The sequence below is a fragment of the Ruegeria sp. HKCCE3926 genome (genome assembly GCF_017872515.1).
GTDB lineage: Bacteria > Pseudomonadota > Alphaproteobacteria > Rhodobacterales > Rhodobacteraceae > Ruegeria.
Window position 1 is genome coordinate 23788 of the sequence record NZ_JAEDOU010000011.1, and the last position, 22477, is coordinate 46264.

General features: G+C 58.1%; 18 protein-coding genes. 6 read left to right on the forward strand and 12 right to left on the reverse strand.

Annotation, left to right across the window (positions count from 1 at the left end; genetic code table 11):
• The first annotated feature begins 172 nt into the window (after positions 1-172).
• A complete protein-coding gene (locus I9184_RS19530; RefSeq protein ID WP_171637934.1) occupies positions 173-1180 on the forward strand; it encodes a glycosyltransferase family 2 protein in 1008 nt (335 codons plus the stop codon).
• Complete coding sequence (locus I9184_RS19535) at positions 1177-3219, forward strand: hypothetical protein (RefSeq protein WP_209835488.1); 2043 nt, start codon at positions 1177-1179, stop codon at positions 3217-3219. Before I9184_RS19530 ends, I9184_RS19535 begins: the two co-directional genes overlap by 4 nt.
• A gap of 19 nt (positions 3220-3238) precedes the next feature.
• Here I9184_RS19535 and I9184_RS19540 read toward each other — a convergent pair whose 3' ends face one another.
• The 6 genes from I9184_RS19540 to rfbF form a co-directional block, all read right to left on the reverse strand.
• Complete coding sequence (locus I9184_RS19540; RefSeq protein ID WP_171637930.1) at positions 3239-5275, reverse strand: radical SAM protein; 2037 nt, start codon at positions 5273-5275, stop codon at positions 3239-3241.
• A 118-nt stretch (positions 5276-5393) separates the two neighbouring features.
• Positions 5394-5795, reverse strand: coding sequence for a GtrA family protein (locus I9184_RS19545; protein WP_170347032.1), 402 nt, complete (start codon positions 5793-5795; stop codon positions 5394-5396).
• Positions 5792-6670: an NAD(P)-dependent oxidoreductase gene (locus I9184_RS19550; protein ID WP_171642541.1), complete on the reverse strand. Its 879-nt coding sequence runs from the start codon at positions 6668-6670 to the stop codon at positions 5792-5794. Before I9184_RS19550 ends, I9184_RS19545 begins: the two co-directional genes overlap by 4 nt.
• Positions 6670-7902, reverse strand: a complete 1233-nt coding sequence (locus I9184_RS19555; protein ID WP_171637925.1) for a class I SAM-dependent methyltransferase — start codon at positions 7900-7902, stop codon at positions 6670-6672. Before I9184_RS19555 ends, I9184_RS19550 begins: the two co-directional genes overlap by 1 nt.
• A complete protein-coding gene (locus I9184_RS19560; RefSeq protein ID WP_209835489.1) occupies positions 7899-8984 on the reverse strand; it encodes an SDR family oxidoreductase in 1086 nt (361 codons plus the stop codon). Before I9184_RS19560 ends, I9184_RS19555 begins: the two co-directional genes overlap by 4 nt.
• Positions 8966-9739, reverse strand: coding sequence for a glucose-1-phosphate cytidylyltransferase (gene rfbF / locus I9184_RS19565; RefSeq protein ID WP_171233823.1), 774 nt, complete (start codon positions 9737-9739; stop codon positions 8966-8968). Before rfbF ends, I9184_RS19560 begins: the two co-directional genes overlap by 19 nt.
• 671 nt (positions 9740-10410) lie before the next feature.
• On the opposite strand from rfbF, the gene I9184_RS19570 reads away from it, so the two are divergent.
• Positions 10411-11895: an NAD(P)/FAD-dependent oxidoreductase gene (locus tag I9184_RS19570; protein ID WP_245218223.1), complete on the forward strand. Its 1485-nt coding sequence runs from the start codon at positions 10411-10413 to the stop codon at positions 11893-11895.
• A 15-nt stretch (positions 11896-11910) separates the two neighbouring features.
• Here the strand turns inward: I9184_RS19570 and asnB are convergent, their stop codons facing one another.
• On the reverse strand, positions 11911-13857 hold the full coding sequence (gene asnB / locus I9184_RS19575; protein WP_209835490.1) for an asparagine synthase (glutamine-hydrolyzing): 1947 nt from the start codon (positions 13855-13857) through the stop codon (positions 11911-11913).
• Positions 13858-14014: 157 nt separating this feature from the next.
• On the opposite strand from asnB, the gene I9184_RS19580 reads away from it, so the two are divergent.
• Together I9184_RS19580 and I9184_RS19585 are read left to right on the forward strand one after the other, a co-directional pair.
• Positions 14015-14680, forward strand: coding sequence for a response regulator transcription factor (locus tag I9184_RS19580; protein WP_171637919.1), 666 nt, complete (start codon positions 14015-14017; stop codon positions 14678-14680).
• Positions 14670-16055, forward strand: coding sequence for a sensor histidine kinase (locus I9184_RS19585; protein WP_171637917.1), 1386 nt, complete (start codon positions 14670-14672; stop codon positions 16053-16055). Before I9184_RS19580 ends, I9184_RS19585 begins: the two co-directional genes overlap by 11 nt.
• A gap of 38 nt (positions 16056-16093) precedes the next feature.
• On the opposite strand, the gene I9184_RS19590 is transcribed toward I9184_RS19585, so the two are convergent.
• The 3 genes from I9184_RS19590 to I9184_RS19600 all read right to left on the reverse strand — a co-directional run bounded on the left by I9184_RS19590 (position 16094) and on the right by I9184_RS19600 (position 19514).
• Positions 16094-17119 carry a glycosyltransferase gene (locus I9184_RS19590; RefSeq protein ID WP_171617578.1) on the reverse strand — a complete coding sequence of 342 codons (1026 nt, stop codon included), beginning with the start codon at positions 17117-17119 and terminating at the stop codon, positions 16094-16096.
• Complete coding sequence (locus I9184_RS21165; RefSeq protein WP_209835491.1) at positions 17116-18603, reverse strand: hypothetical protein; 1488 nt, start codon at positions 18601-18603, stop codon at positions 17116-17118. Before I9184_RS21165 ends, I9184_RS19590 begins: the two co-directional genes overlap by 4 nt.
• A gap of 200 nt (positions 18604-18803) precedes the next feature.
• Positions 18804-19514, reverse strand: coding sequence for a methyltransferase domain-containing protein (locus I9184_RS19600; RefSeq protein ID WP_170347013.1), 711 nt, complete (start codon positions 19512-19514; stop codon positions 18804-18806).
• 631 nt (positions 19515-20145) lie between these two features.
• On the opposite strand from I9184_RS19600, the gene I9184_RS19605 reads away from it, so the two are divergent.
• Positions 20146-20712, forward strand: coding sequence for a VPLPA-CTERM sorting domain-containing protein (locus I9184_RS19605; protein ID WP_171637913.1), 567 nt, complete (start codon positions 20146-20148; stop codon positions 20710-20712).
• A gap of 59 nt (positions 20713-20771) precedes the next feature.
• Here I9184_RS19605 and I9184_RS19610 read toward each other — a convergent pair whose 3' ends face one another.
• On the reverse strand, positions 20772-21656 hold the full coding sequence (locus tag I9184_RS19610; protein WP_209835492.1) for a glycosyltransferase family A protein: 885 nt from the start codon (positions 21654-21656) through the stop codon (positions 20772-20774).
• Positions 21637-22464 carry a CpsD/CapB family tyrosine-protein kinase gene (locus tag I9184_RS19615; protein WP_171637911.1) on the reverse strand — a complete coding sequence of 276 codons (828 nt, stop codon included), beginning with the start codon at positions 22462-22464 and terminating at the stop codon, positions 21637-21639. Before I9184_RS19615 ends, I9184_RS19610 begins: the two co-directional genes overlap by 20 nt.
• Positions 22465-22477 lie beyond the last annotated feature (13 nt).

Sequence of the window (22477 nt, forward strand, 5' to 3'; positions counted from 1 at the left end):
GTTCAAGAAACAAGGGGTCGGAGAAAACTGACTGTTGTGAATGCGTGAAATCGGCAAAAGATGTGGCGGTGTGCGCACGTTATTGCAAAATATTCCTGTACTTTGGGCGATGTGCGAATCCGATACAGCACCGGGTGATACAATCGTTTCCAACTTGGAGGTTGGGTAATTGGTGTCTTCAGATTTAGAACAAAATCGCAAAACAATTTCCATTGTTTCGCCTTGCTACAACGAAGAAGACAATGTGGCGAATTGCTATGAAACCGTAAAAGCGATTTTTGAGGAAAAGCTGCCAGGCTACAGGTGCGAGCATATCTTTGTCGACAATGCATCCTCCGACCGGACTGTCGAGATCCTGCGAGAGATCGCTGAAAAAGATCAGAATGTGAAAGTTGTCGTAAACGCCCGCAACTTTGGAGTGTTCCGATCCGCCTTCAACGGGTTGCGTTATGCCGAAGGGGATGCCGTGGTCGTCATCCTGCCGGTGGATCTTCAGGACCCGCCGGACATGATCCCGGAATTCGTGCAGTTATGGGAAAGCGGTTACGATGTGGTGGCCGGTGCCCGCACCACCCGCGAAGAGGGGATCGTGATGCGCGCGGCGCGCGGCATCTTCTATACGATCGTCAACCGGCTGTCCGATGTCTGGCTAGAGCCATCAGTGGGTGAGTTCCAGCTTATTGACCGCAAAGTGCTCAATGCGGTGCTGTCGCATAACGACCACTACCCCTATATCCGCGGCATCATCGCCAGTTGCGGGTTTCGCCGCATCATCGTTCCGTATGTGTGGCGGGCCCGCAAAAGAGGTGTTTCCAAGCACAATCTGATGGCGCTGACCGATCAGGCGCTGAATGCGATCTTCTCTTTCACACGTGCCCCAATGCGGTTCTGCACGCTGAGTGGTCTGGTGATTGCCATCAGCTGTATTCTGTTTTCCCTCATTTCAGTGGTGTTCTATTTCTTCAATCCGGATTTGGCTCCACGGGGAACCACGACAATCATCGTCGCGCTGTTCTTCCTGTCAGGTATCCAGATGCTGTTTATCGGCATGTTGGGGGAATACATAACCTCGATCCACAATCAGGTGCGGGGCGGTCCGATCGTCACTGAACAGGAACGCATCAATATCGAAGGTCCTGCACGGGACCCGGCGATTGTCAAAGACGAGCATATGGCATGAATATGCGTTCAGGTCGGGTGATGTGGCTCTTTGCCGGGGCGATGGCCTTGTGCGGCAGCTCGGCCTGGGCTGCGGACCTGCCGGGCAGCAATGCCACATTGGCGGAACTGCGCCTTTGGTATGCGGCCGTGGTGATTGCTGCGTTGCTTGTGGGGGGTGTTTTCCGGCAGCGCGGCCAGTTTCTTTTTGGCTTGCTTGGCGCGGCGCTGCTTCTGGGCAGTGCGGCCCGGTTGTGGTTGACCCAACCCCTTTGGTTTCCACGGCTCGAGATTTCCGCGAACCCTCCTGAAAACCTGATCATGCTGGCGATACTGGCGGGGCAGACGGTGTTGACGGGCTTTGTGCTTGTGCGGCCGCAGGGAAGGGCGGCCATAACGGGCCTGATGGCAGAAGCAGGACGGTGGCGGCTGATCCTTTTGCTGGGGCTGGCTGCGGCCTTTTGCGTTTCTGCGACGCCGTACGTGGCTTACGGGTACTATCTGGCCTTCGGTTTGCAGATCGGGATCGGCGGTGCGCTGAACCTTGTGCAGATGGCGACGCTGGTCGCCGTTTTCACAGTTGCCGGGCCTGACCGGGCACCCCGCATTCCGGTGGCTGCCCTCGCGGTCTTTGCAATGCTGGCCAGCGCGGCTCTGGCCTGGGCAGCGTTCGACCGCGTGCCTCATGTCGAGGATGAGGTGGCGTATCTGTTTCAGGCGCGTACCTTTGCTGCGGGCGTCCTCGGAAGCCCGGCCCCCCCCGCAGCGGCGCAGCCCGCATTGGAATATTACCTGTTCGACATTCGCGGCGATCAGTGGATCGGCGTGCCGGCACAGGGTTGGGCCATCGTTCTGAGCCTGGGTGTGCTGGCCGGGGTGCCGTGGCTGGTCAACCCCGTGCTGACCGGGATCTCTGTCTGGCTGGCGCATGGCATCGTGTGCCGTGCCGTCAGTCGCGAACGGGCCGATCTGGTGGCGTTGCTGATGGCCACGTCGCCCTGGGTGCTCGCCGTCGGGGGCACGCTGATGGCACATTCCACGACATTGGTGATGGTGCTGCTGGGATGGTGGTGTCTGCTCAGAGCCGGAGAGGGATCAACGCGCAGGGATGTCTTGCTTGCGCTTGTTGCAGGTCTGGCTTTGGGCTGGGCCTTTGTCACCCGACAGCTTGATGGGTTGATCATAAGCGTTTTGACCGGCCTGTGGTTGCTGCGGCGCCTGCCGGGGGGGATCGGACAGGTGATCGCCTGCGCCTTGGGCGGTGTTCTGTCGGGTGGGGTCTTTTTACTGCTCAACCTGATGATCACCGGAGACGCGCTGCTGACCCCGCAAGCGGATTACCTGAGCCGGTTATGGCCCGACACGCAGAATGCCTATGGGTTTGGTCCCAATGTAGGGCCACCGGCCGAGAGCTGGGGCGCGCTCGACATCTGGGTCGGGCATAGCCCGGCCGAGGGTCTGCTGAATCTGATCAATGGTTTTGCCGCGCTCAATTACGAACTTCTGGGCTGGACATTCGGGTCCCTGGTTCCGGTCTGGATTACGTTCATATGGGGCAGAAAGCTGACCGGGTTCGACCGGGCCATGCTGGTGGTGTTCGCGATCCTTGTGGGGGCCCTGTTTTTTTACTGGTTTACGGGCACGTTCTATCTTGGGCCGCGCTACTGGCATACGGTTTTGTTGCCGGCGCTGGCTTTGGCGGCGGCCGGGATCGAGACCGTCCGGGACCGGCTGCCCGAACGGCATCGTGGCCGCCTGCACTGCGTCATCCTGTTGCTGTGTGCGGTGTCTGTTGTCAGCTTCACCCCATGGCGGGGGGTGTCGAAATACAATGGGTATGGTGGCTATACCGGTGACATACGGCGGCAGGCTGCCGGGCTTGGAAACTCTCTGGTCTTTGTTTCGACACAGGGCGATATCGGGTCTGCACTCTATCTCAACGATCCGTTCCTGCCCGAGGGCAAACCGATTTTCCTGCGCGATATGGGCCCCGAGCAGAACGCAGGCATCATCGCGGCCTTCCCGGGCCGCGACGTTGTCTATCTGGGGGATGGCGAATAGGCCCAGCCCAAAGCCAGACCTATTCGGCTGCGTGTTGGCTTTCGCCTGACACGAAGTTGCGCCGGAAATCATTGGCGAACATCGTTCGGGTAAACCGGCCCAGCCCCGAGGCATGTTCGCCGAAGGTTTCGATCCGTGACAGCAAGGTGGTTTTCACCCTTTGATCGACCTGGGTCTGGAACTCGCGGGGGGCATCGAACTGGTAATCCTGCAGCACGCCCTGATATCCCGAATTCCTCCAGGCCTCGACATCGAAAGACGAGCTCCAGACGGGTTCGTGTTCCAGGGTTTCCGAGAAGGGCACATGCAGCATCACGGCGCTGTAGTAATTGATGATCGTGTCGAGCATCTCGTGCGCTTCGTGGTCGTCCTTGTCCAGAAGGTCGCTGATGGCCCGTTTCAGGAAATCAAGTGCTTCGTCCAGCACGATGAACCGGCCAATCATCGAATATTTGCTGAGCAGATTGCCCCCCAATTCGCCGCTGATCAGGTCGTCATAATTTTCCTGCGCCCAGGCGACGCAGTCGGCGCGGGTTTCAAACAGCTCCTGCTGGTTTTCCTCCAGATAACCGGCCACCGCATCCCGGAAGGGTTTGGGGGCCTGATCGAGAATGTCCTGCATATGCTTGACGATCAGGAAGGGCCGGATGCCACGGGACCGCGCCAGCCGGAAGGCTTCTTCGAAATTGTCTTCGTAATAGAAGATCGTCAGCAGCAGATGGAAAACACGGGTGTCCAGATAATCCTGGAACGAGAAATTCTCGGACTGGACCACCATTTCCTCGGTCTCGACCACGGTTGGGCCGGTATATTTGCCCAGGCATCGGGCAACCACGCGATGGAGGGTTTTGAAGCCGAATTTCTCGCGGCTGTCGGGGTTGGCCAGCGGTGCGCCGTGCAGCAGCATCAACTGGTGCGCCGCGACCCGGCTGACGCCGGTTTCGATCAGCTGATCGACGGCATCCATGAAGGATTCCCGGGTTTCACCGGGCATGCACAGGATCAGCTCGCCATAGGATTGCATGCCCTTTGAATGCAGCTCCTGCTGTACCTCGGCATAGGTGTCCAGGCTGATATTGTCGCGTTTGATGTTCTTCAGAACTTCCGGATTCAGAGACTGAACCGACGAGGTCATCGGCAACCGGCCCTTGGCCTTGCGCATCACCTTGATGATCCGGTCGCCGCGGTTCTTGCCCGTGGTTGTCCGGATGTATTTGGGCCAGTCGTACCGATCCATCAGATGGCCCAGGTAATCGGCCACCTCTTCGTCCTGCACATACATGCCGAAATTGTCATCCGCAAAGCACAGCGGGCTGGCATGGTTGATGCGGGCGACGACGTAATCCAGATCGGCCTTGGTGCGTTCAAACGAATGGCGGAACACCTTCGAGTTCGATTTGACCGCCGAATTGCAGAACGCGCAGGTGAACGGGCAGCCCCGTGCCAGTTGCATCAGTGCAAACAGGCCGGTGTCAAAGAACTTGTCCATCAACCCGGCCAGATAGGGCGAGGGGATTTCATCCAGATCGCGGATGCGGGGCGGCTCGGCCCCGCGCAGGATCTCTCCGGTTTTTGGGTGCACGTAAAGCGCGCCATCGACGGCCTCTTCCCACATGCCTTCGCGTCGGGCGCCGACATCGATGAAGCGTTGCAGCGTGCTGAGGAACGCGCGCTCGCCCTCATAGGTGGGGCCGCGCACATGCATGTCGATCTGCGGCATGGTCCGGATCCAGCTGTCCTGCTCTTCTTCGGTCAGCGGAAAGTTGGGACCACCCATCAGGGTCAGGCTGTTGGGATTGACCGCCTTGACGTAGTCGGCAAAGGACAGGGCCAGATGGTGGTTCCAGGAATAGCTGGAAAAGCCGACCACATCGGGCGGAGCTGTGTCGACGGCCGCTTTGAATTCCTGCGGATCACGAAAGATCGCGACCTCAATCGGTGTCGGGCTTTTTGCATGAGCCTGGGCATAGGTTGCAAGATTTCCAACACCCAACGGGTAGGTGTCCGACGTGGCAGTAACGAGGTTATGTCCAAGATCAGCAAGATAAAGACGCATTGACGATTATCCTTCCAGCACTGGTACCAAATACATTTAACAGTCCATATCCTACTATATATCAGATGGACCGGTTACGGATCGAAAGTGTTTATGTCTGTAGTTTTGAGGCATTATATCAGACCTCCTGCTGCCACGGGAAGCGATCGGTCAGCGCCCGGGAAACAAGGATGAATGCCAGAACGGCCGCGGGCAGAACCAGCAGGCCCTGTGCAAGGATCGGATGCAGTCCCGTGCTCAGAAGAGCTTCGAGCGAAAAGGCGTTGAAAACGTAAACCATGACATATGCCAGCAGGTAGAAGGGCAATTTCCTGAACCCTTTGGTGTCGAATACGATCCGGGCGTGGGTCATGAAATTCCACAACACGCCGATGACGAACGAGATCGCAAGAGCCGCCTGTGCGGGCAACCCCGACAGGCTCAGAACCGAGAAAACCGCATACCCGAAGGCCGTATTCACGATGCCGACCAGGGCAAAAAGCATGAAGGATTGCTTGCGTAGAAAGGATGAAGATTTCATACGGCCTCCTCCCTTGACCGAAGACACCGGGCGACTCCGGAAGCAATGTCATATTGTGGCATAAAACCGGTCTCGTCCCGCAACCGGGTCACGTCCGCCGCCAGCCGGGGCGGATCGTCCGCTGCGCGGGCGATGGTGCCCAAGCGGATCAGATCGGGCCGGTGCATCTGGTTTGCCACCTCTGCAATCAGGTCTCGAACCGGGGTCGCCGTACCGCTGGCGACATTGACCGGGCCGGTCAGATCGCTTTCCAGCACGCGCAACAAGGCGCGGGCAAGATCATCGACATGCAGGAAATCCCGCTCCTGCCGCCCATCGGTGCAATCAACCGGCCGTCCCGCCCCGAGGTTTGACATCAGATCGCCAAACAGTCGCCCCGGCGGTTCATCCGGCCCGTAGACAAAAAAGATGCGGGCCCATGCCAGGGACAGGCCAAGCGTCTGCTGGCCCGCGCACAGTGCCAGACCGGTTCCGGCCTTGGCCGCCCCATAAAGGGTGCGGGGGCGCAGGGGGCTGGTTTCGATCAGCTCCGGTACCGACCAGTCATATTCAGCACAGCTTCCGGCGCAGACCGCGCGCTGGCCTCCTGTGCGTGCAAACTCCCGCACCAGATGCAGGGTGGCGGCCATCCAGTCCAGATTGGCCCCAGAAGTCCAGCGGTCGCGCGCGCCGTCATGCCAGGCCAGATGCACCAGATAGTTGGCGCGGGCTGTTTCAAGGGCTGTCGTGATGGCATCGGGGTCCAGCAGATCGCAGGTGATGTCGCTTGCCGGGTTGCGGCCCAGCGTCACCACCTCGTGGCCCGCCTCTGTCAGAGCCGTGGCTGTCGCGCGCCCGATCAATCCGGTTGCGCCCGTCAGCAGAACCCGTGCCATCAGCTGATCCTGATCTCTGGCACGGCCGTTACGAAGCGGGTGCCATGTGCCTTCAGGTCGGACAGTTGATCCGTGACTTCGTCCCGGATGTTCCAGGGCAGGATCAGCACGTAATCCGGCGGCGTCTCGCGCAGGGCTTCGACCCCATGCACGGGGATATGGCTGCCGGGCAGCAGCGTGTTCTGCTTGGCCGGGTTGCGATCAACGCAGTAAGAGATCAGGTCGGGGCCGATCCCGGCATAGTTCAGCAGCGTGTTGCCCTTGGCGGCGGCGCCATAGGCCGCAATGGTGTCACCCCTGGCATTTGCTTCGCGCAGGAAGCCAAGCAGCCCGTCGCGCAGCGCTTCGACCTGAATGGTGAAATTCATATAGCCCTCAGGTCGGTCGAACTGCGCCGCAGCCTCATCCGCGCGGACCTTGGCCAGACCGGGCCCTTCGGGATGGCTGGCACCCTCAAGACAGGCGAACACCCGCAGCGAACCGCCATGGGTGGGCAGTTCCTCGACGTCGAAGACACGCAGGCCCGCCTTGGCAAAAATCTTTTCCACCGCCAGCAGCGACAGATAGGAGTAATGTTCGTGATAGATCGTGTCGAATTGCACTTCTCTGATCAGGTTCAGAAGATGCGGAAATTCGACCGTATAGACCGCATCGCCGGTCAGAAGCGTGGCGATCCCGGCGACGAAATCGTTGATGTCAGGCACATGCGCCAGCACATTGGCCGATGCGATCAGCGCTGGAGGTTTCTCGGTCGCGGCCACCTTGCGGGCCAGCGCCTCGCCGAAATAATCGACCAGCGTGCGCACGCCTTTTTCTTCGGCTGCCGCCGCCACGCTGCCCGAAGGTTCGATCCCCAGAACCGGGATGCCTTTCTCGACGAAATACTGCAACAGATACCCGTCATTCGAGGCGATCTCGATCACCAGATCATCGGGTCCCAGATCAAGCCGGTCGACCATCTGTTCGACATAAGCTTTGGCATGGGCCAGCCAGCTGTCCGAATAGCTCGAGAAATAGGCGTAATCGGCATTGAAGATCTCATCCGCCGGTACGGCGTCTTCGACCTGTACCAGATAGCAGTCGTTGCAGACCCAGGCATGCAGCGGATAGCGCGGACAGGCCGTGCCCGCGCGCTCGGGCGGGACATAGGAATTGGCCAGCGGCGAAAGCCCCAGATCGACCAGCGTCTGGGTCAGGGCTGCGCCACAGCTCCGGCAAGCGGGGTGTGTCATTGCGGCATCCTCCAGCGCAGATCCTCGCTCAGTGTGCCTGTGCGGATATGCTCTTCAAGCGCTTTCAGCCGCATCAACGGAGATGACCTGAAATCGGCATCGCCAAAGTTGATATCGTTCAGCAATTGCAACAAATCCCGGATGGTGCCTTCAAGCGTCTGCACCGGCTGATGTTCGGGTGCCAGTTGTTTGTAGAGCGAAAAGTCGACCTTGTAGGACCGGTTGTCGGGCGAGGCATCGGGATTGATCGAGTAGCTGGCCCTGGGGACCGCTTCGGCCACGGCCTGCGCCAGATCGCGGATCTGATAGTTCCACACATCCGATCCAGCGTTGACCGCAAGCCACTGCCCCCCGGCATCTTGGGTCCGGGTGATGGCCCAGTCGATGGCTCGGGCCATGTCGCGCACGTCGATCAGCGGCCGCCACGGGCTGCCGTCGCTCAGCACCGTGATCTTGCCAGCGGTGACCGCACAGGCGGCAAAATCATTCAGCACCAGATCCAGCCGCAGCCGGGGCGACGGCCCGCAGGCGGTGGCGAAACGCAGCGCTGTACGCAGCATCCCCGGCGTGTCCATGGCCGCCAGCGCGCGCTCGGTCCCGATCTTGCTGCGGGCATAGGCGGTCAGCGGGTTCAGGGGCGCGTCCTCGGATCTGGCATCGCCTTCGGCGAAACCATAGACCGAACAGCTGGAGGCGAAGACAAAGCGCGACACCCCGGCTTCGGCGGCCAGATGAGCGGCCTGCACGATGGCATCCTGATTGATTTCCGTGGTGACTGTTTCGAACCGGGCACCCATCGGGTCGTTCGAGATGGCCGCCAGTGCAACAACCGCATCCGCCCCCTGGAACAGTGACGCATCGATATCGCGAATATCCGCGATGATCTGCTGGTTCAGAACCCGCTCGGGCCACGCATCATGCGTGGTCAGCCGGTCCGAGAAAAACCCGGGATCAAGGCCGATCAGATTGGCGTTGGGATAGGATTTCCGCAAGGCCGCCGCCACGACCGGACCAATATAGCCCAGATTGCCAAGCAGGATGATTTTCGGAGTGGAACCCAGCGTCATTCCCAGACCTTCCATGGAGCATTGCCTTCCTGCCAGCGGGCTTCGAGCTGACGGCGGTCGCGCAGCGTATCCATCGGTTGCCAGAATCCCTTGTGGCGAAACGCCATCAGATCGCCGTCTGCGGCCAGCGTTTCAAGCGGAGCGCGTTCCCAGATTGCGCCGTCCCCGTCCAGCAGATCACCAACCGAAGGATGCAGCACGAAGAACCCGCCATTGATAAAACCACCGTCACCGCCAGGTTTTTCGGCAAAACGTTCGATCTGATCGCTAGCCAGCTCCAACGCGCCGAAACGCCCCGGTGGCACGACTGCGGTGAGCGTGGCGCGTTTGCCGTGGCTTTTGTGGAACGCGACCAGCGAACTGATATCGACATTCCCGACCCCGTCGCCATAGGTCATGCAAAAGGCCTCTTCATCCTTGAGCAGATGCATGACACGGCGCAGCCGCCCCCCGGTCTGGCTGTCCTCTCCGGTATCGACCAGCGTCACGCGCCACGGTTCCGATTTACTGTTTGCAATCTCAAGCCCGCCATTGGCCAGATCGATCGTGACGTCTGAACTGTGCAGAAAGAAATTCGCGAAGTATTCCTTGATCACGTAACCCTTGTAGCCGAGGCAGACGATGAAATCCGTGATGCCGTGTGCCGCGTAGATTTTCATGATATGCCAGATGATCGGTTTGCCGCCGATCTCGACCATGGGTTTTGGAATCTTGACGGTTTCTTCGCTGAGCCGGGTTCCCAAGCCGCCGGCCAGAATAACACACTTCATAAAATCGCTCCCTCGTTAACAACGAGACTGGCTACCAATTTACTCATCGTCCCCCAGGTTTGAGACACCTGGGTTTTGCAAACATTCTCACGTATTAGGACGGCAGCGGTGCCACCCTGTCAAGATTCACCAAGCGACGAGTCGTGAGGTGCTGAATTTCCTGCTGCTCTGGCGCTCAACTATACACAATGCGAGAAAAGTCACAGCATTGTTGATGCGCCCTTTCGGTCCGTCGATACAGTGAAGGACATCACAGACGCAGCCTGAAAAAAACGGTCATGGTTCAGGTCAGGCGCCGTGCAAGAGGTGTGTGTATCCAATCTATGTTTCGCTTCCGGGCGGGGAGTTTCGGCTGGCTGTGCCAGTCAGCAATCATCGTTATGTTTCAGGGCATTGTGGAAAACGCGCGCTGTTTCGGGCGGTGTGAAAGACCGTCGGTTTCGCAAAGCCCAAACCGGCTTTCGGCACAGGTGACCCGGGTTTGGCCTGTCAACAATTTGCACAGAAGGGCGAAAGTGCGGTTCGTCAAACGGAATGGTTGATTTTTCTGCGCGGAAGGGGTGGAGCTAAAGGCGCAGGAGCCCCGTTTCGGGGACTGACAGGATTTTGTTGTGAATCTCGGATAACCTCTTGTAGCTTTAGGTCAGTGTTTTGGTATGGGTGTTAGTCATTTGAAAAAAGATATTGTTCCCGTTGTCGTCATTGGTGGTGGTCCAGCAGGGCTGACAGCAGCCTATGAACTTCAGAAACTGAGCGACACACATGTTCCCCGGGTGTTCGAAGCCTCGGACATGGTTGGTGGCATCTCGCGAACCGAAACGCACAAAGGGTATCGCTTCGACATTGGCGGGCATCGGTTTTTCACCAAGGTGCGCGAAGTCGAGGATATGTGGCACGAGGTGATGGGGGATGATTTCATCACCGTGCAACGCCTGAGCCGCATCTTCTATCGCAACAAATTCTACGATTACCCGCTGCGTATCTTCAACGCCCTTGGCAATATCGGCCCCTACGAGACCTACAAGATCATCGGCAGCTTCATCAAATGGAAGATTCGTCCACGCCAGCAGGAAGACACGTTCGAAGACTGGGTCGTCAACCGCTTTGGTGGGCGGCTTTATATGCATTTCTTCCACAGCTACACCAAGAAGGTCTGGGGTATTCCGCCGTCCGAAATCCGCGCCGACTGGGCCGCGCAGCGGATCAAGAACCTGTCTTTGCCCAAGGCGGTCTGGAATGCGATTTCGGGGGCCAATGACACCGCCAGCCTGATCGAGGAATTCCAGTATCCACGCCTGGGCCCCGGCATGATGTGGGAAAAGACCCGTGACCTGATCCGGGAAAAGGGGGGCTCGGTCGAAACCCATTCCGAAGTGATCCAGGTGAACCGTGATGGCAATCGCGTCACCTCGATCGATGTGCGCCACTGGACTGAAGATGGCGAAAAACACACCGAGCGGGTGGAGGGTGAAGAGTTCGTCAATTCGATGGCCGTTCGTGATCTGATCCATGCTTTTGATCCGCCGCCACCGCCCGAGGTCGTCGAGGCGGCAGACCGTCTGCGGTATCGTGATTTCCTGATCGTGACCCTGATCCTGGATCACGCGGATCCGTTCCCGGACAACTGGATCTACATCCACAGCCCGCAGGTGAAGGTGGGTCGCATCCAGAATTTCCGCGCCTGGTCCGCGGAAATGCTGCCCGATCAGAACACTGCCTCGATCGGGATGGAATATTTCTGCCAGAAAGGTGACGGGTTGTGGTCGTCAAGTGACGAGGATCTCAGGCATCTTGCCAGTGAAGAGCTTGAAAAGCTTGGTCTGGCCAAGGCCAGTGATGTCATCGATCACGCAGTTATCCGGCAGCCCAAGGCTTATCCGGTCTATGACAGCGAATACAAGGACGCCCTGGACACGGTCAGCGACTGGCTGAAGACGCTGGAAAACTTCCAGACCGTGGGTCGCAATGGATTGCACCGCTACAACAACCAGGATCATTCAATGCTGTCGGCGATGTACGCGGCGCGCAATATCCTGGGTGAAAATCATGACGTCTGGGATGTCAATGTTGAGCGGTCCTATCACGAAGAGTTTGAAGCCAAACCCAAGAAAAAGGCGGCTCCGCAATCCGCCGTCCGCAAAAGCAGGGCCCTCTGAGGAAGGGGCAGCCCTTCAACTGTGGACCGCAGCGCCCACAGGTTTGTTGGCAGAGGAGGGTCGGGGGCGAAATCTGTCCGGCCGGATGCTGACGTGATCGCGTAATCTGTTGATTTCGCAATCTTCGTCCTGATGATCCAGCCGGCATCGCAGCCACACCTCGGTCAGCAGCAACCGCAGCCGCAGATCCGGACCGGCCTCTTCGATAGTGTTTGTCATCTGTGTCCGGGTCAGGCTGAAAAGATCCCCCAAATGGGCGTTCCTGAAGTATTCCGGCCGGATCTCAAGCCGCTGAAACACCGTCGTCCAGAACCCGATCTTGATGCGCTGGCTCAGGGTGTTGGGGATGTAGCGGTTGGCAACCTCGCGGACCACCCATTTGTCGCGGATGAAGGGGTGTGCCTTCTCGAAAACGAACGGAGAGGCTCTGAGCTTGTAGCGTGCCGGCAGATTGACCCCGAACCGGGCAACCTGTGTGTCCAGAAACGGGAACCGCGCCTCGATCCCGGCAGCCATGCCCATTGTATCGTTGCGATGCAAAAGCGTTCGCAGATGGTGGTGCATGTAATCCAGGCTCCATTGCCGGCCTCTTTCCTGAAACTTGCGAGGCAGCTGTGCCAGGCTGTCGGCTACGGCCCGCTTGTCCTGCGCCATCTCGCGACCATTCAGGATGTCGCGGACGTTTTCCATGTTTCCCATCCGGTCAGGTGCCAGGATCGGGCCGACCCCCGGTATTGCGCGTATGGCCGAACCCAACCCGCTGATCATCCTTTCATACCCGTCTGTCAGGCGTTTGCGGCCAAGCCAGGGGTAGCCCAGAAACAGCTCATCCGATCCTTCGCCTGATAACAGCCCCTTGATCCCTGAATCCGCCGCGAGCTGGGCGATCATCATCAATGGCGCGCAATTGGGATGATAGGAAAACGGGTATTCGTAGTGACGCATTACGCGCGGGATCATGTCGACGAAATCCTGCTCTTCAGCCTCGATGACATGCAGATCAAGTTTCAGGCTTTTGGCCAGTTCCGAGGCGGCGTCCACCTCGCTCCAGGCGCCTTTCACATTGGCGTGGAACAGGGCGATATTCTGGTGTTGGGCCGCTGCGATAGCAACGATCAGGGATGAATCCACCCCGCCAGAGCAAAACGCGCCAACCGGTGCATCCGCGAATAAATGTGATGCCACGGATTTATGCATGAGATCCGCATATTCATCGACGATATCGGCAGCCGACAGGCCATCGAGACGGGTCATCTCATCAAGATCGAGAAAGTCGGTCAGGTGGAAGAAAGAGGCGGTGTCGATATTGCCCGATCCGTCATGCCATAGGTAAGTGCCGGGTGTCAGGCTGCGGATCCCCTGATAGAAGGTCGGGCCGCTGGTCGGGCCTCCGAATTTCATCAGGTAAGCCGCGATCGAGTTGACGTCGGGTTGCAGGGTTATCCAGGGTTCGAAGGCCTTGATCTCTGAACCGAACAGAAAGGCGGGGCCTTGTTCGGTCATGCCTTGCATCCAGTAAAGAGGTTTCATGCCAAACCGGTCCCGGGCCAGCAGAACCCGGTGTGTCTGCCGGTCGATAAAGGCAAGTCCGAACATGCCATCGAACCGGGCAAGCGCATCTTCGCCCCATTGGATCAGGCTGTGCAGCACCACTTCGGTATCCGAGGTGGTGCGGAACGGGATGCCCAATGCCTCAAGTTCAGCGCGCAGGGTTCTGAAGTTGTAGACTTCGCCATTGTAGACAAGGATGTAGCGGCCGCTTGGGTCCGTAAAGGGCTGATCCGACCGGGTGTCGGTATCAACCAGAGACAGGCGTTGATGGGCCAGGCCAAGACCGGGCTCGCTCAGAATATTGCCGGCATCGGGGCCGCGGTGCCGAATGGCGAAACCGCTTTGACGAAGCCGTGTGACATCAGGGGATGAGGTTGTATCCTCTGGGAAAATTCCAAACAGACCGCACATCCGGCACCTCAAATCGTTAAAACTTAATTTCGGGTTCTGAAACGGATCGCTTTCGACAACCGATCTGGTGAAATATATAAAAGGGGGGGTGAACGGTGCATGTCGGGTCTTGTCATGCTGTGTTCACGTTTGGACCGTTTGTCCCGTATGAGGGGTTATGAAGGTACTGGTTGCGGAAGATGACGATACACTGCGCGGTGATCTTGAATGTTTGCTGCGCGCCCGGGGTGATATCGTAAGACTGTCAGGAAACGGCAATGATGCGCTGTTTCTGGGAGAGACCGAGGATTGGGACGCGATCGTGCTGGACCTGGGGCTGCCGGGGCTGGACGGGTTGTCGATCCTGCGGGAATGGCGCAGCCGCAAGGTTGCAGCACCGGTTCTGATCCTGTCGGCGCGTGACAGCTGGAACGATATCGTTTCCGGGCTGCGCAGCGGGGCTGATGATTATCTGTCAAAGCCTTTTCATTCAGAAGAACTTCTGGCGCGGCTCGAGGCCTTGGTGCGCCGTGCAAGCGGGCGTGGCACGCCCTCGATCGATGTCGGAGATCTTTCGGTTATGCCGGATGAAAAAGCTGCCTTTTTCAAAGGGCGCAGCGTATCGCTGACCGCTTTCGAGTTCCGGGCGCTGGAGCATCTCGCCCGACATGCGGGATCTGTCGTCAGCCGGGCAGATCTGATCGAACATATCTATGCCGAGGATATGGATCTGCAATCGAACGTCATCGATGTTCTTGTCTCACGTTTGCGTCGGAAGACTTCGGCGGGAATGGTGGAAACCGTGCGGGGGCATGGGTATCGGATTCCGGTAGATGACGCATAATTGGGCTACGATCCCCCGTCGCGTTTCGATTGCCACGATAGCGATCTGCTGCGCCATACTGGGTATCGGGGCCATGATCTGCATTCAGGTCTACCGGGCTCATGAAATCGGCGAAATGGATTTGCTGCTTGGGCAGGATTTGTTGATCGAAGCCCGGCGGGTCGCCTATGACGGGGCACAGGCTGAACTGCTCGAGAGCGTTGGCCCGAGCTATTATGACCTGACCAATGAGCAATGGTTCTGGCAATTGACGCGTGACGGGTCTGACGAAATCCTGCTGCAATCCCCGTCACTTGGCCCTGTCACCGCAGAAAGCTGGGTTCTGGACGTCCCGGAAGCCGGGGGGAATTTCGTAATCCCGGGCGGAGATGTTCTGCGTGGAAGGCGGGCTGCGTTTCCCGGGATGGAACCGGATGAGACATTGACCTTCCGGATTGCGGCCCCACTGATGCATGTCACGGAAGAAACCAACCGGGCTGCAAAGCTGATTGCATTGATTTTCATTGGTCTTGCCATAGTGGTTTCGGTTTCGGTCTACATCACTGTGAACAGGGGGCTGATGCCGCTCAAGCGGCTCAGCAATTCCGTGAAGGTCATGCGTAAAAACGACACCATCATAGACGATCAGAAATGGCCCCCCGATCTGGTTCCCGTGGTCGAGGAACTGCGCGAGCTGCACTGGCGCAACGGCACGATCATCGAAAAACACCGTCGAAAAAACGCAGAGCTGGCGCATGGCCTGAAAACGCCGCTGGCGGCATTGGCGCGCGTTGCCGAAGAGCTTGAGGGAGATAAAAGAGATCAGATAACGGATTTTGTGGGGCGTATGACCGGTGTCATCAAACGCAACCTCAGCCGCGCGCGTACCGAACGCCCCTATGGAAAATCCTCTCCGGTGCATGCCTGCGCCGAAGATGTATCGTTTGCACTTGGCATCACACTCCGAAACAGGATGCCGCATATCGAAAACGCCATAGACGCCGGAACCACCTTTTGGGGCGAGGAGGCCGACATTCAGGAGATCCTGGGCAATCTGCTTGAAAACGCCTGTCTCTGGGCCAAGAGCCATGTGCGCATATCCGTGACGGCACCCGAGCCGGGCATGATCACGTTGAGTATCGAGGATGATGGCCCCGGAATGGGGGCGGGCAGATCAGAGGGGTCGGCTCGGAAAGACAACACCGATGAGACCGAGGGGCATGGGCTGGGGCTTTTGATTGTGCAGGATATCGCTGAACTTTACGGCGGATCCGTCAGTATCGGAACATCCTCTCTGGGTGGTGCGCGCGTTTCGGTAACGCTGCCGGGCCAGATTGAAGCTGCCAGAAAGCCCAGAACGCGGTCCCTCAAAGGAAACTTGCGCAGGGCAAACTGATCGGTTTGCCCGGTTTCCGACGGGTGAAACCGGACAGGCTAACTTCGCCTGACCGACAAGTTATGCCGTCTGCCCAGCATGTGATATTCGAACAGGCACCAGACATAGATGGTGGCCGAATAGACGTAATAGACCTGATGGTAGAGCAGACATTTGAACGCAAACCACGGCCCGCCATGCCCGGACATGGCGCGCACCAGATCCAGATTGGCGACAAAGGCCGCAGCCAGTAACACAAAAGGCAAAGGCCAGCTTCCCGGCCAGAACGGCAGGGCCAGAAGCGACAGCAGCAACAGCCCGGCAATTGCGGCCCGTGCACGTTCAGCCATCGAGGTGTTCAAATCATCGGTCAACCCCTCACGCGAGATCATCAGCCGGGCCCAGGGCAGGGCACGGCAGAAGATATCCGTGCTCAGGCTGTTGCGGATGGTCCAGACCTTCAGGTGTTTGCCCTGCAAAAGCGGCTCGACCAGGATACGGCGACCGGTGGCCGCGATCCGGTAACCCAGTTCGATATCCTCGATCGAAGGCACCTCATAGGTTTTGACATCAAAGCCACCGACTTCAAGAAACACGTCGCGCCGGATGGCGCCACACCCGGCCCAGAAGGTGCGCGCCTCGCGGCGGGCGCGTTGATGGTGATAGCGGTGCAGAAGGTTCTTGTAGCGTGAAAACCAGGCCTGCCCGTCCGGGGCATCATCATAGGATCCGAACACGGCGCCCACATTGTCTTCGGACATCGCCCGGCGAATATGGTCAGGCCCGTCCGGCCAGGCGATGACATCGGAATCCACGAACCACAGGATATCGCCCGTGGCTTGTTGGGCGGCCAGGTTGCGGGCAGCCCCTGGCCCGCCATTGACGGGTGTGGTCAGAACAGTTGCGCCCATTTCCCGTGCCAGCGCCGCGGTACCGTCGGGGGACTGGTCATCCACCACCAGAACCTGCTGCACCTGTCCGGTATTCAACATTTCAATCAATGGCGGCAAAACGCGCGGCAGCAGATGTTCGGCATTGTAGGCCGGCATGACCACGCTGATGGAAAGGGGGTGATCTGAACTCACGAAGGATCTCCGGCAATGATACGCGAAGCGCCTGAGCGCTGAACAAGGAAAAGAAAGGCCGCTGTAAAGGGCAACAACCACATCACGCGCGCGCCGTAACGATCTGCGGGTTGTGATACTCCTCCGCAGACCAGAGCGTTGACCGCTATTCCGATCAGGATGAACAGCGCAAACAGCTTCATGTCACGCGACACACTACCCGGCCGCAGCAGAATAAACACGATAAAGGCAAAAGAGACGGCATAGATCACGCCGTGCACGATATCGGCCGTTTCTATCCAGCCCCTGTCCTGAGACAATGAACCGCCTTGGAACATATCGGGCCGGATATCTTCCATTCTGGCCAACCAGCGGGCGTTTTCCAGCTCCACATCCGTTGGGATCGTCATGGCAATGCTATAGCGCAATACCTGCTGATAGCCGTTCCGGGCCAGTGCCAACGAGGTGGAAAGAGGCCGGGACAGGAAAACCGCCTTGGCGAATTCCCGTTGGGACAGGGCAACCCGTTTCTGATCTTCGGGTGACATGAGCCGGAATGAACCCAGGTTGGGGGAGCGTTCGAAAATGATATGGGAGGGTGTCAGCCTGTAGGGATCATCTGACCACGACAGCGCTTCGTGTAGTGCGCAGGTGGGCACTTCGGCATTCGGGCAGACCTCGTCCAGATAATCCATGCCCGGCCCGTCAACGATGAGCCGCGCGGTGATATGCGGCGTATAGACGACCTCTTTGTTGGTGGCGATTTCCACGGTGACCTGAAAGGCCTTGCGCTCGGCCAGTGCCAGCGCCAGAACCATCATCATCAAGATTGTCGCGCGCCAGCGCCGTGGTCTTTTCCCCCAGAGCGCGGCCAAAGCGACAAAAGGTATCATTAACGCCGCAACCGCCAGATGAGACGGGTGCAGAAGGGCGCTGAACAGGGCCAGACTGGATACCAAAAACAGTTCCCAGGTTTGCATCATCCGCCCAAAGGCCGTCAGTGAGGCAATCACGATCAGCAGCACCGGTGCAAAAATATCCGGCATCATATAGGCGACATAAAACGGCAATGAAGTACTGGCTGCCACCAACAAAGGCACTGCGGTCATAATGGTTGTGTTCGGTGCCCCGCCCGGCGCCCGGCCAGCGGTTCGCGCCAGCATCCAGACGGCCAGCAGCGTAGCAACCAGATGCAATACCGGAAGGACGTACTGGGCATCGATCCGAACAAGCGCAGCCATGATGAGGCCATAGATCAGTGACCGTGATCCGGTTGCGGTGTTATCCTCATCGGCGGTGTGGGTTACACCTGCCGCAACGCTGTCAGCTGTCGGCGGAAGGAAACTGCTCAAGGCCACATTTCCCTGCCGGATGTAACTGCCGGTATCGAAGTAATAAAGCGGCCCGCCATTGATTATGAGAACGGACAGGCAGACCAGCAGCGCCGCGATCAACAGGAGGAAAGCCCCGACCGTCCAAGATGGCTTATCCGAAAGAGCCGACACGGTCATATCCGTTCTGCGACCAGCTTCGCCGCAAGTACGGTGTGCTGAAAGCAAGCAACTACTGCATTCAGCCCGTCTTCCAGTGCCATTTCACAAGGATCAAAATCAGGCGCGTTCATCAGCGTCCTCGGCAGCCTCCATCAATCGGGCCATAAGCGGTGTTATCCCACTCCGGTCTCTGCCGGCATGGCGTTAAGCAATCATTTGATAGCAAGAAAACCTTCAAAACAAATATACTTCTGAATACTCATCACATCCTTGAAACCGGCCCGGCCCAGCAGATCCAGATTGCCCTGGGTGGAAAACGGCTCCAGCACGCTTTTCAGGCTGCGCGCCTTTTCGACGATTTCCTCGCTTGAGAATCCATTGCCGATTTTGAATTCGTTGTAGAGCTGGGTCACAAGATCCTGAAACCGCGCATCCGGCCCCCGGACCTTTTCGAACATGACAAACGCACCGCCCCAGTTCAGGGTGTTGTAGATCTTGGTGAACAGTTCCTGCCGGTACCGGGGCGGGATGAACTGCATTGTATAATAGCTGACGATCATGTCCGCCTTTTCCATCTCCATATGACGGGCATCGTCATGAAGAATGGAAATGTTCGGGACATCCGCGCAATGAGCTTCGGCGACTTTCACCATTTCAGGTTCGACATCGATGCCGATCCAGCGTGCGTCAGGCTTTCCCGCATTATGTTCTGCCAGCTTGCGGATCAACTCTCCGGTCGATGTGCCGATTTCATAGCAGAGACTGTCATTGCGGACGAAGAAATCGGAAACCTGACAGATCAGGCCGTGACCCATTTCATAAAGAGGAACAGACAATTTGATGTGGTCTACAAACGTATCGGGAACACTGCCCCCAAAGGTCCAGTTCGCATTCTCAGCGGCTATGTTCTGGCCAACGCCCATGCGCAATGTCTCCTCGCTAAATAGGCAGGCACAATGGACAAACGGCTAAACAAGGGCTTCCGATTGAAAATGCGTGCCTGAACTTGGTACAATAACAATCCAAAGCTACACGAAACTTTCGGACCGTCGAAGAATAAATATGGTGGAACCCGGGTTTGTGGCCTTTTTCCCTTCTGTTGTGATCCGCAGGGTCCTTGCGGCGGTCCGAAAGTAGACAGTGCGCTGAAATGGTTTGTATTGTTTCTCGCCTTGCGCAGAACGGGGCGCCCGTCATGTGAAAAGGCGTGCCGGTTGCATTTCATGACAGAGTGATCGGGGTTGGTTCTGCATTGCCTGAACCGGTTTGGATTATGTTTGGTGCAGTGTGAAAACGCTCGGAATCGCCGGAAAGTTGGCATGTTCTCCAGACGCAGATTCGCCTTATTCGGGTGATTCTGGTTCACGATGGAGAAACAAACTATAATTCGAGCGCCCATTGTGCCGAGCAATCGGCCTTTGCGCCAAAAAAAAGCCACAATTCCGAGAAAAATCCTTCGCAATCAAATAGAAATGAATTATTAATAAATGCAGTAGGTGCCCTGCCGAGATTTCGAGCGGGTTGTGTGTATAAAAATCAAAGGTGGGACTTTGTATGTTTAGAACTTTTAAGATGATGGCGGCGGGGCTTGCTACTGCTGTGATGATGGCCGGATCGGCCAGCGCTCTGACCTCGGTGTCAGCGGGTGGTGGTCCTCTGCCAGGGGGTGGATATGACATCACCTCCGACACGCTCTTCTCCGGTACGGTTTCCACGATGGGTGGACCCGGGGTTTACATGATCAACTTCCAGTCGCCCATTGATCCTCTTTTTGGTGTTGCGAACGCTTCGATCACCATCAATCTGCTGAACACGTTCACAGGTCTGACGGTGAGCTGGGTCGACGCCTTGAACCCGGCCAACGTGCTGGCATCGACGTCGGTTCTGGGTGGTGTTCAGACGACACTCAGCACGCTGTTCAGCAGCGTCAGCCCGAACACCTTGAGCCAGAATTTGGTGTTTAGCTGGGCCAACTCTCAAGGGGCGACCGATGCCAATGGCAATCCGGTGCCGGTTACGTTTGATTTCGACGTCGCACCAGTTCCGCTGCCCGCCGGTGGTCTGCTGCTTCTGACCGCGCTTGGTGGTCTGGCTCTGACGCGTCGCCGCAAAGCCGCCTGAGCGACACACAAACCTGACAAACAGGACAAGGGGCCGTTTCGCGGTCCCTTTTCTTTTGATCAGATGTTGCCACCTGCCGCCTGGCGCAACATCCAGATCATCCGCTGACATCTGAGCCGGAACAACGTGATGACCGCCCGACTGGTTTCGCCCGCCGAGGACAGCTTGTCGCTGGTAAGGATTTTCGGGGTGTGCACAATTGCACTGGCCGGCATGGCCAATCCACGGATCGCCCACCGCATGCGCGCGGCGGCGTTGGTGCCATGCAGCAGATATGCCTCTTGGGTCGTGCGCCGCCACTTGGCCTTGAGGGCGGGCCAGTTCTGCCGGGATGGATGGCTGACACGAAAGTCGTCCCGGTAGATCAGGCTATACCCGCGCGCGACCGCGCGCATGGTCCATTCCCGATCTTCCGAGACACCGTTGATGAACCCGCCGATCGCATCGAACACATCGCGCCGGGTCAGCAGGTTGCCGGCGCCGGAAAACCCCTGAACCTCGATATACCTGCGGAAGTTGAATGCAAAAACGGCCTCGAACGCTTCTGCGCCGCTGCGCGGGGGCGGGGTTTCGTCAAAGACATCTACCCGGCCACCAATCAGATCGGCCTGATCCGCGACCTGACGCCCGACGCTCAACCAGTCCGGCGCGGGTACGCAATCGGCATCGATAAAAAACAGCCGCTGCGCTGTGGTCTCGGCCACCCCGCGATTGCGGGCATGGGCCGCGCCCTTTTGGGTTTCCACCACAAAACGCACCTCGGGAAAGGCCCGGCGCATCGTATCCAGCGACACCGGAGAGTTGTTGTCAACGACAACGATTTCAGTTGCCGTCAGATCATTCTCTCTCAGGGCAAGAAGACATCGTTCCAGCCGGGGCAAATCGTTGTAATGGGGAATGATCACTGCATCGGCCGGGGCCGTATCAGTAGGATCCGTACTCATTGCCAAACGTCCCGCTGATGTATCGGCATTTGTTCAGCACGATCCCCATGACGCTGGTCAGTTCCGCCAGTTGCTGTTCGGCAACGTCAATATGGTCAATGCTGGTTTCTTCGGCGGCCGCCAGAAGCAGGGCACAATCGACATTCCTGAGAAACCCGTGGCTGTCATCGCTCATCATCAGGGGGGGCGTGTCGAACAGAATGACGTCGGGTTTGTAATCCGCCTCAAGCTGTTCGAGGAATTCGATTGCCCGTCGGCTTTGCAAGATCTCCGCCGGGTTGCGCGTGGGCGTGTAATTCAGCCCGAAGATCACGTTCTTGCCATACCGCAGCGCATGTTCATGAAACGGCACCGCCCCCTGAATGACGTCGGCCATACTGTGGTTGCCGGTTTGCTTCAGAATCTCGGCCAGCCCCCTGCGCCGCATGTCGAAATCGATCACGATCGTCCGCAGATCTTCCTGCCGCCCCAGGCTGAACGCCAGGTTGGCCGTCGTCGTGCTTTTGCCGCACCCGCTGTACGGGGAGGTCAATGCCACCCTGCGCCATTTGTTGGACAAGATCTGCTGCAGCATCTTGGTCCGCAACATGTCGTAGGGGGTGGCGTCCGCGCCGCCAGCCAGAGATGCAAGCCGGTTGCGCACTGCGAGCTTTGGGTCGATCTGTATCTCGGGCACGCTTTGCCACCGGGCGTCACGAGTGTCTTCTGACGGGGCGTGACGGGGCGGTTGTTCCATGACCGGCGGCGGGCTTTCGCGGCTCTGCCGTTCCTCGCGCGCCTTTTGAATCGCTTTCTGAAGACGGTCCATCACACATTCACCA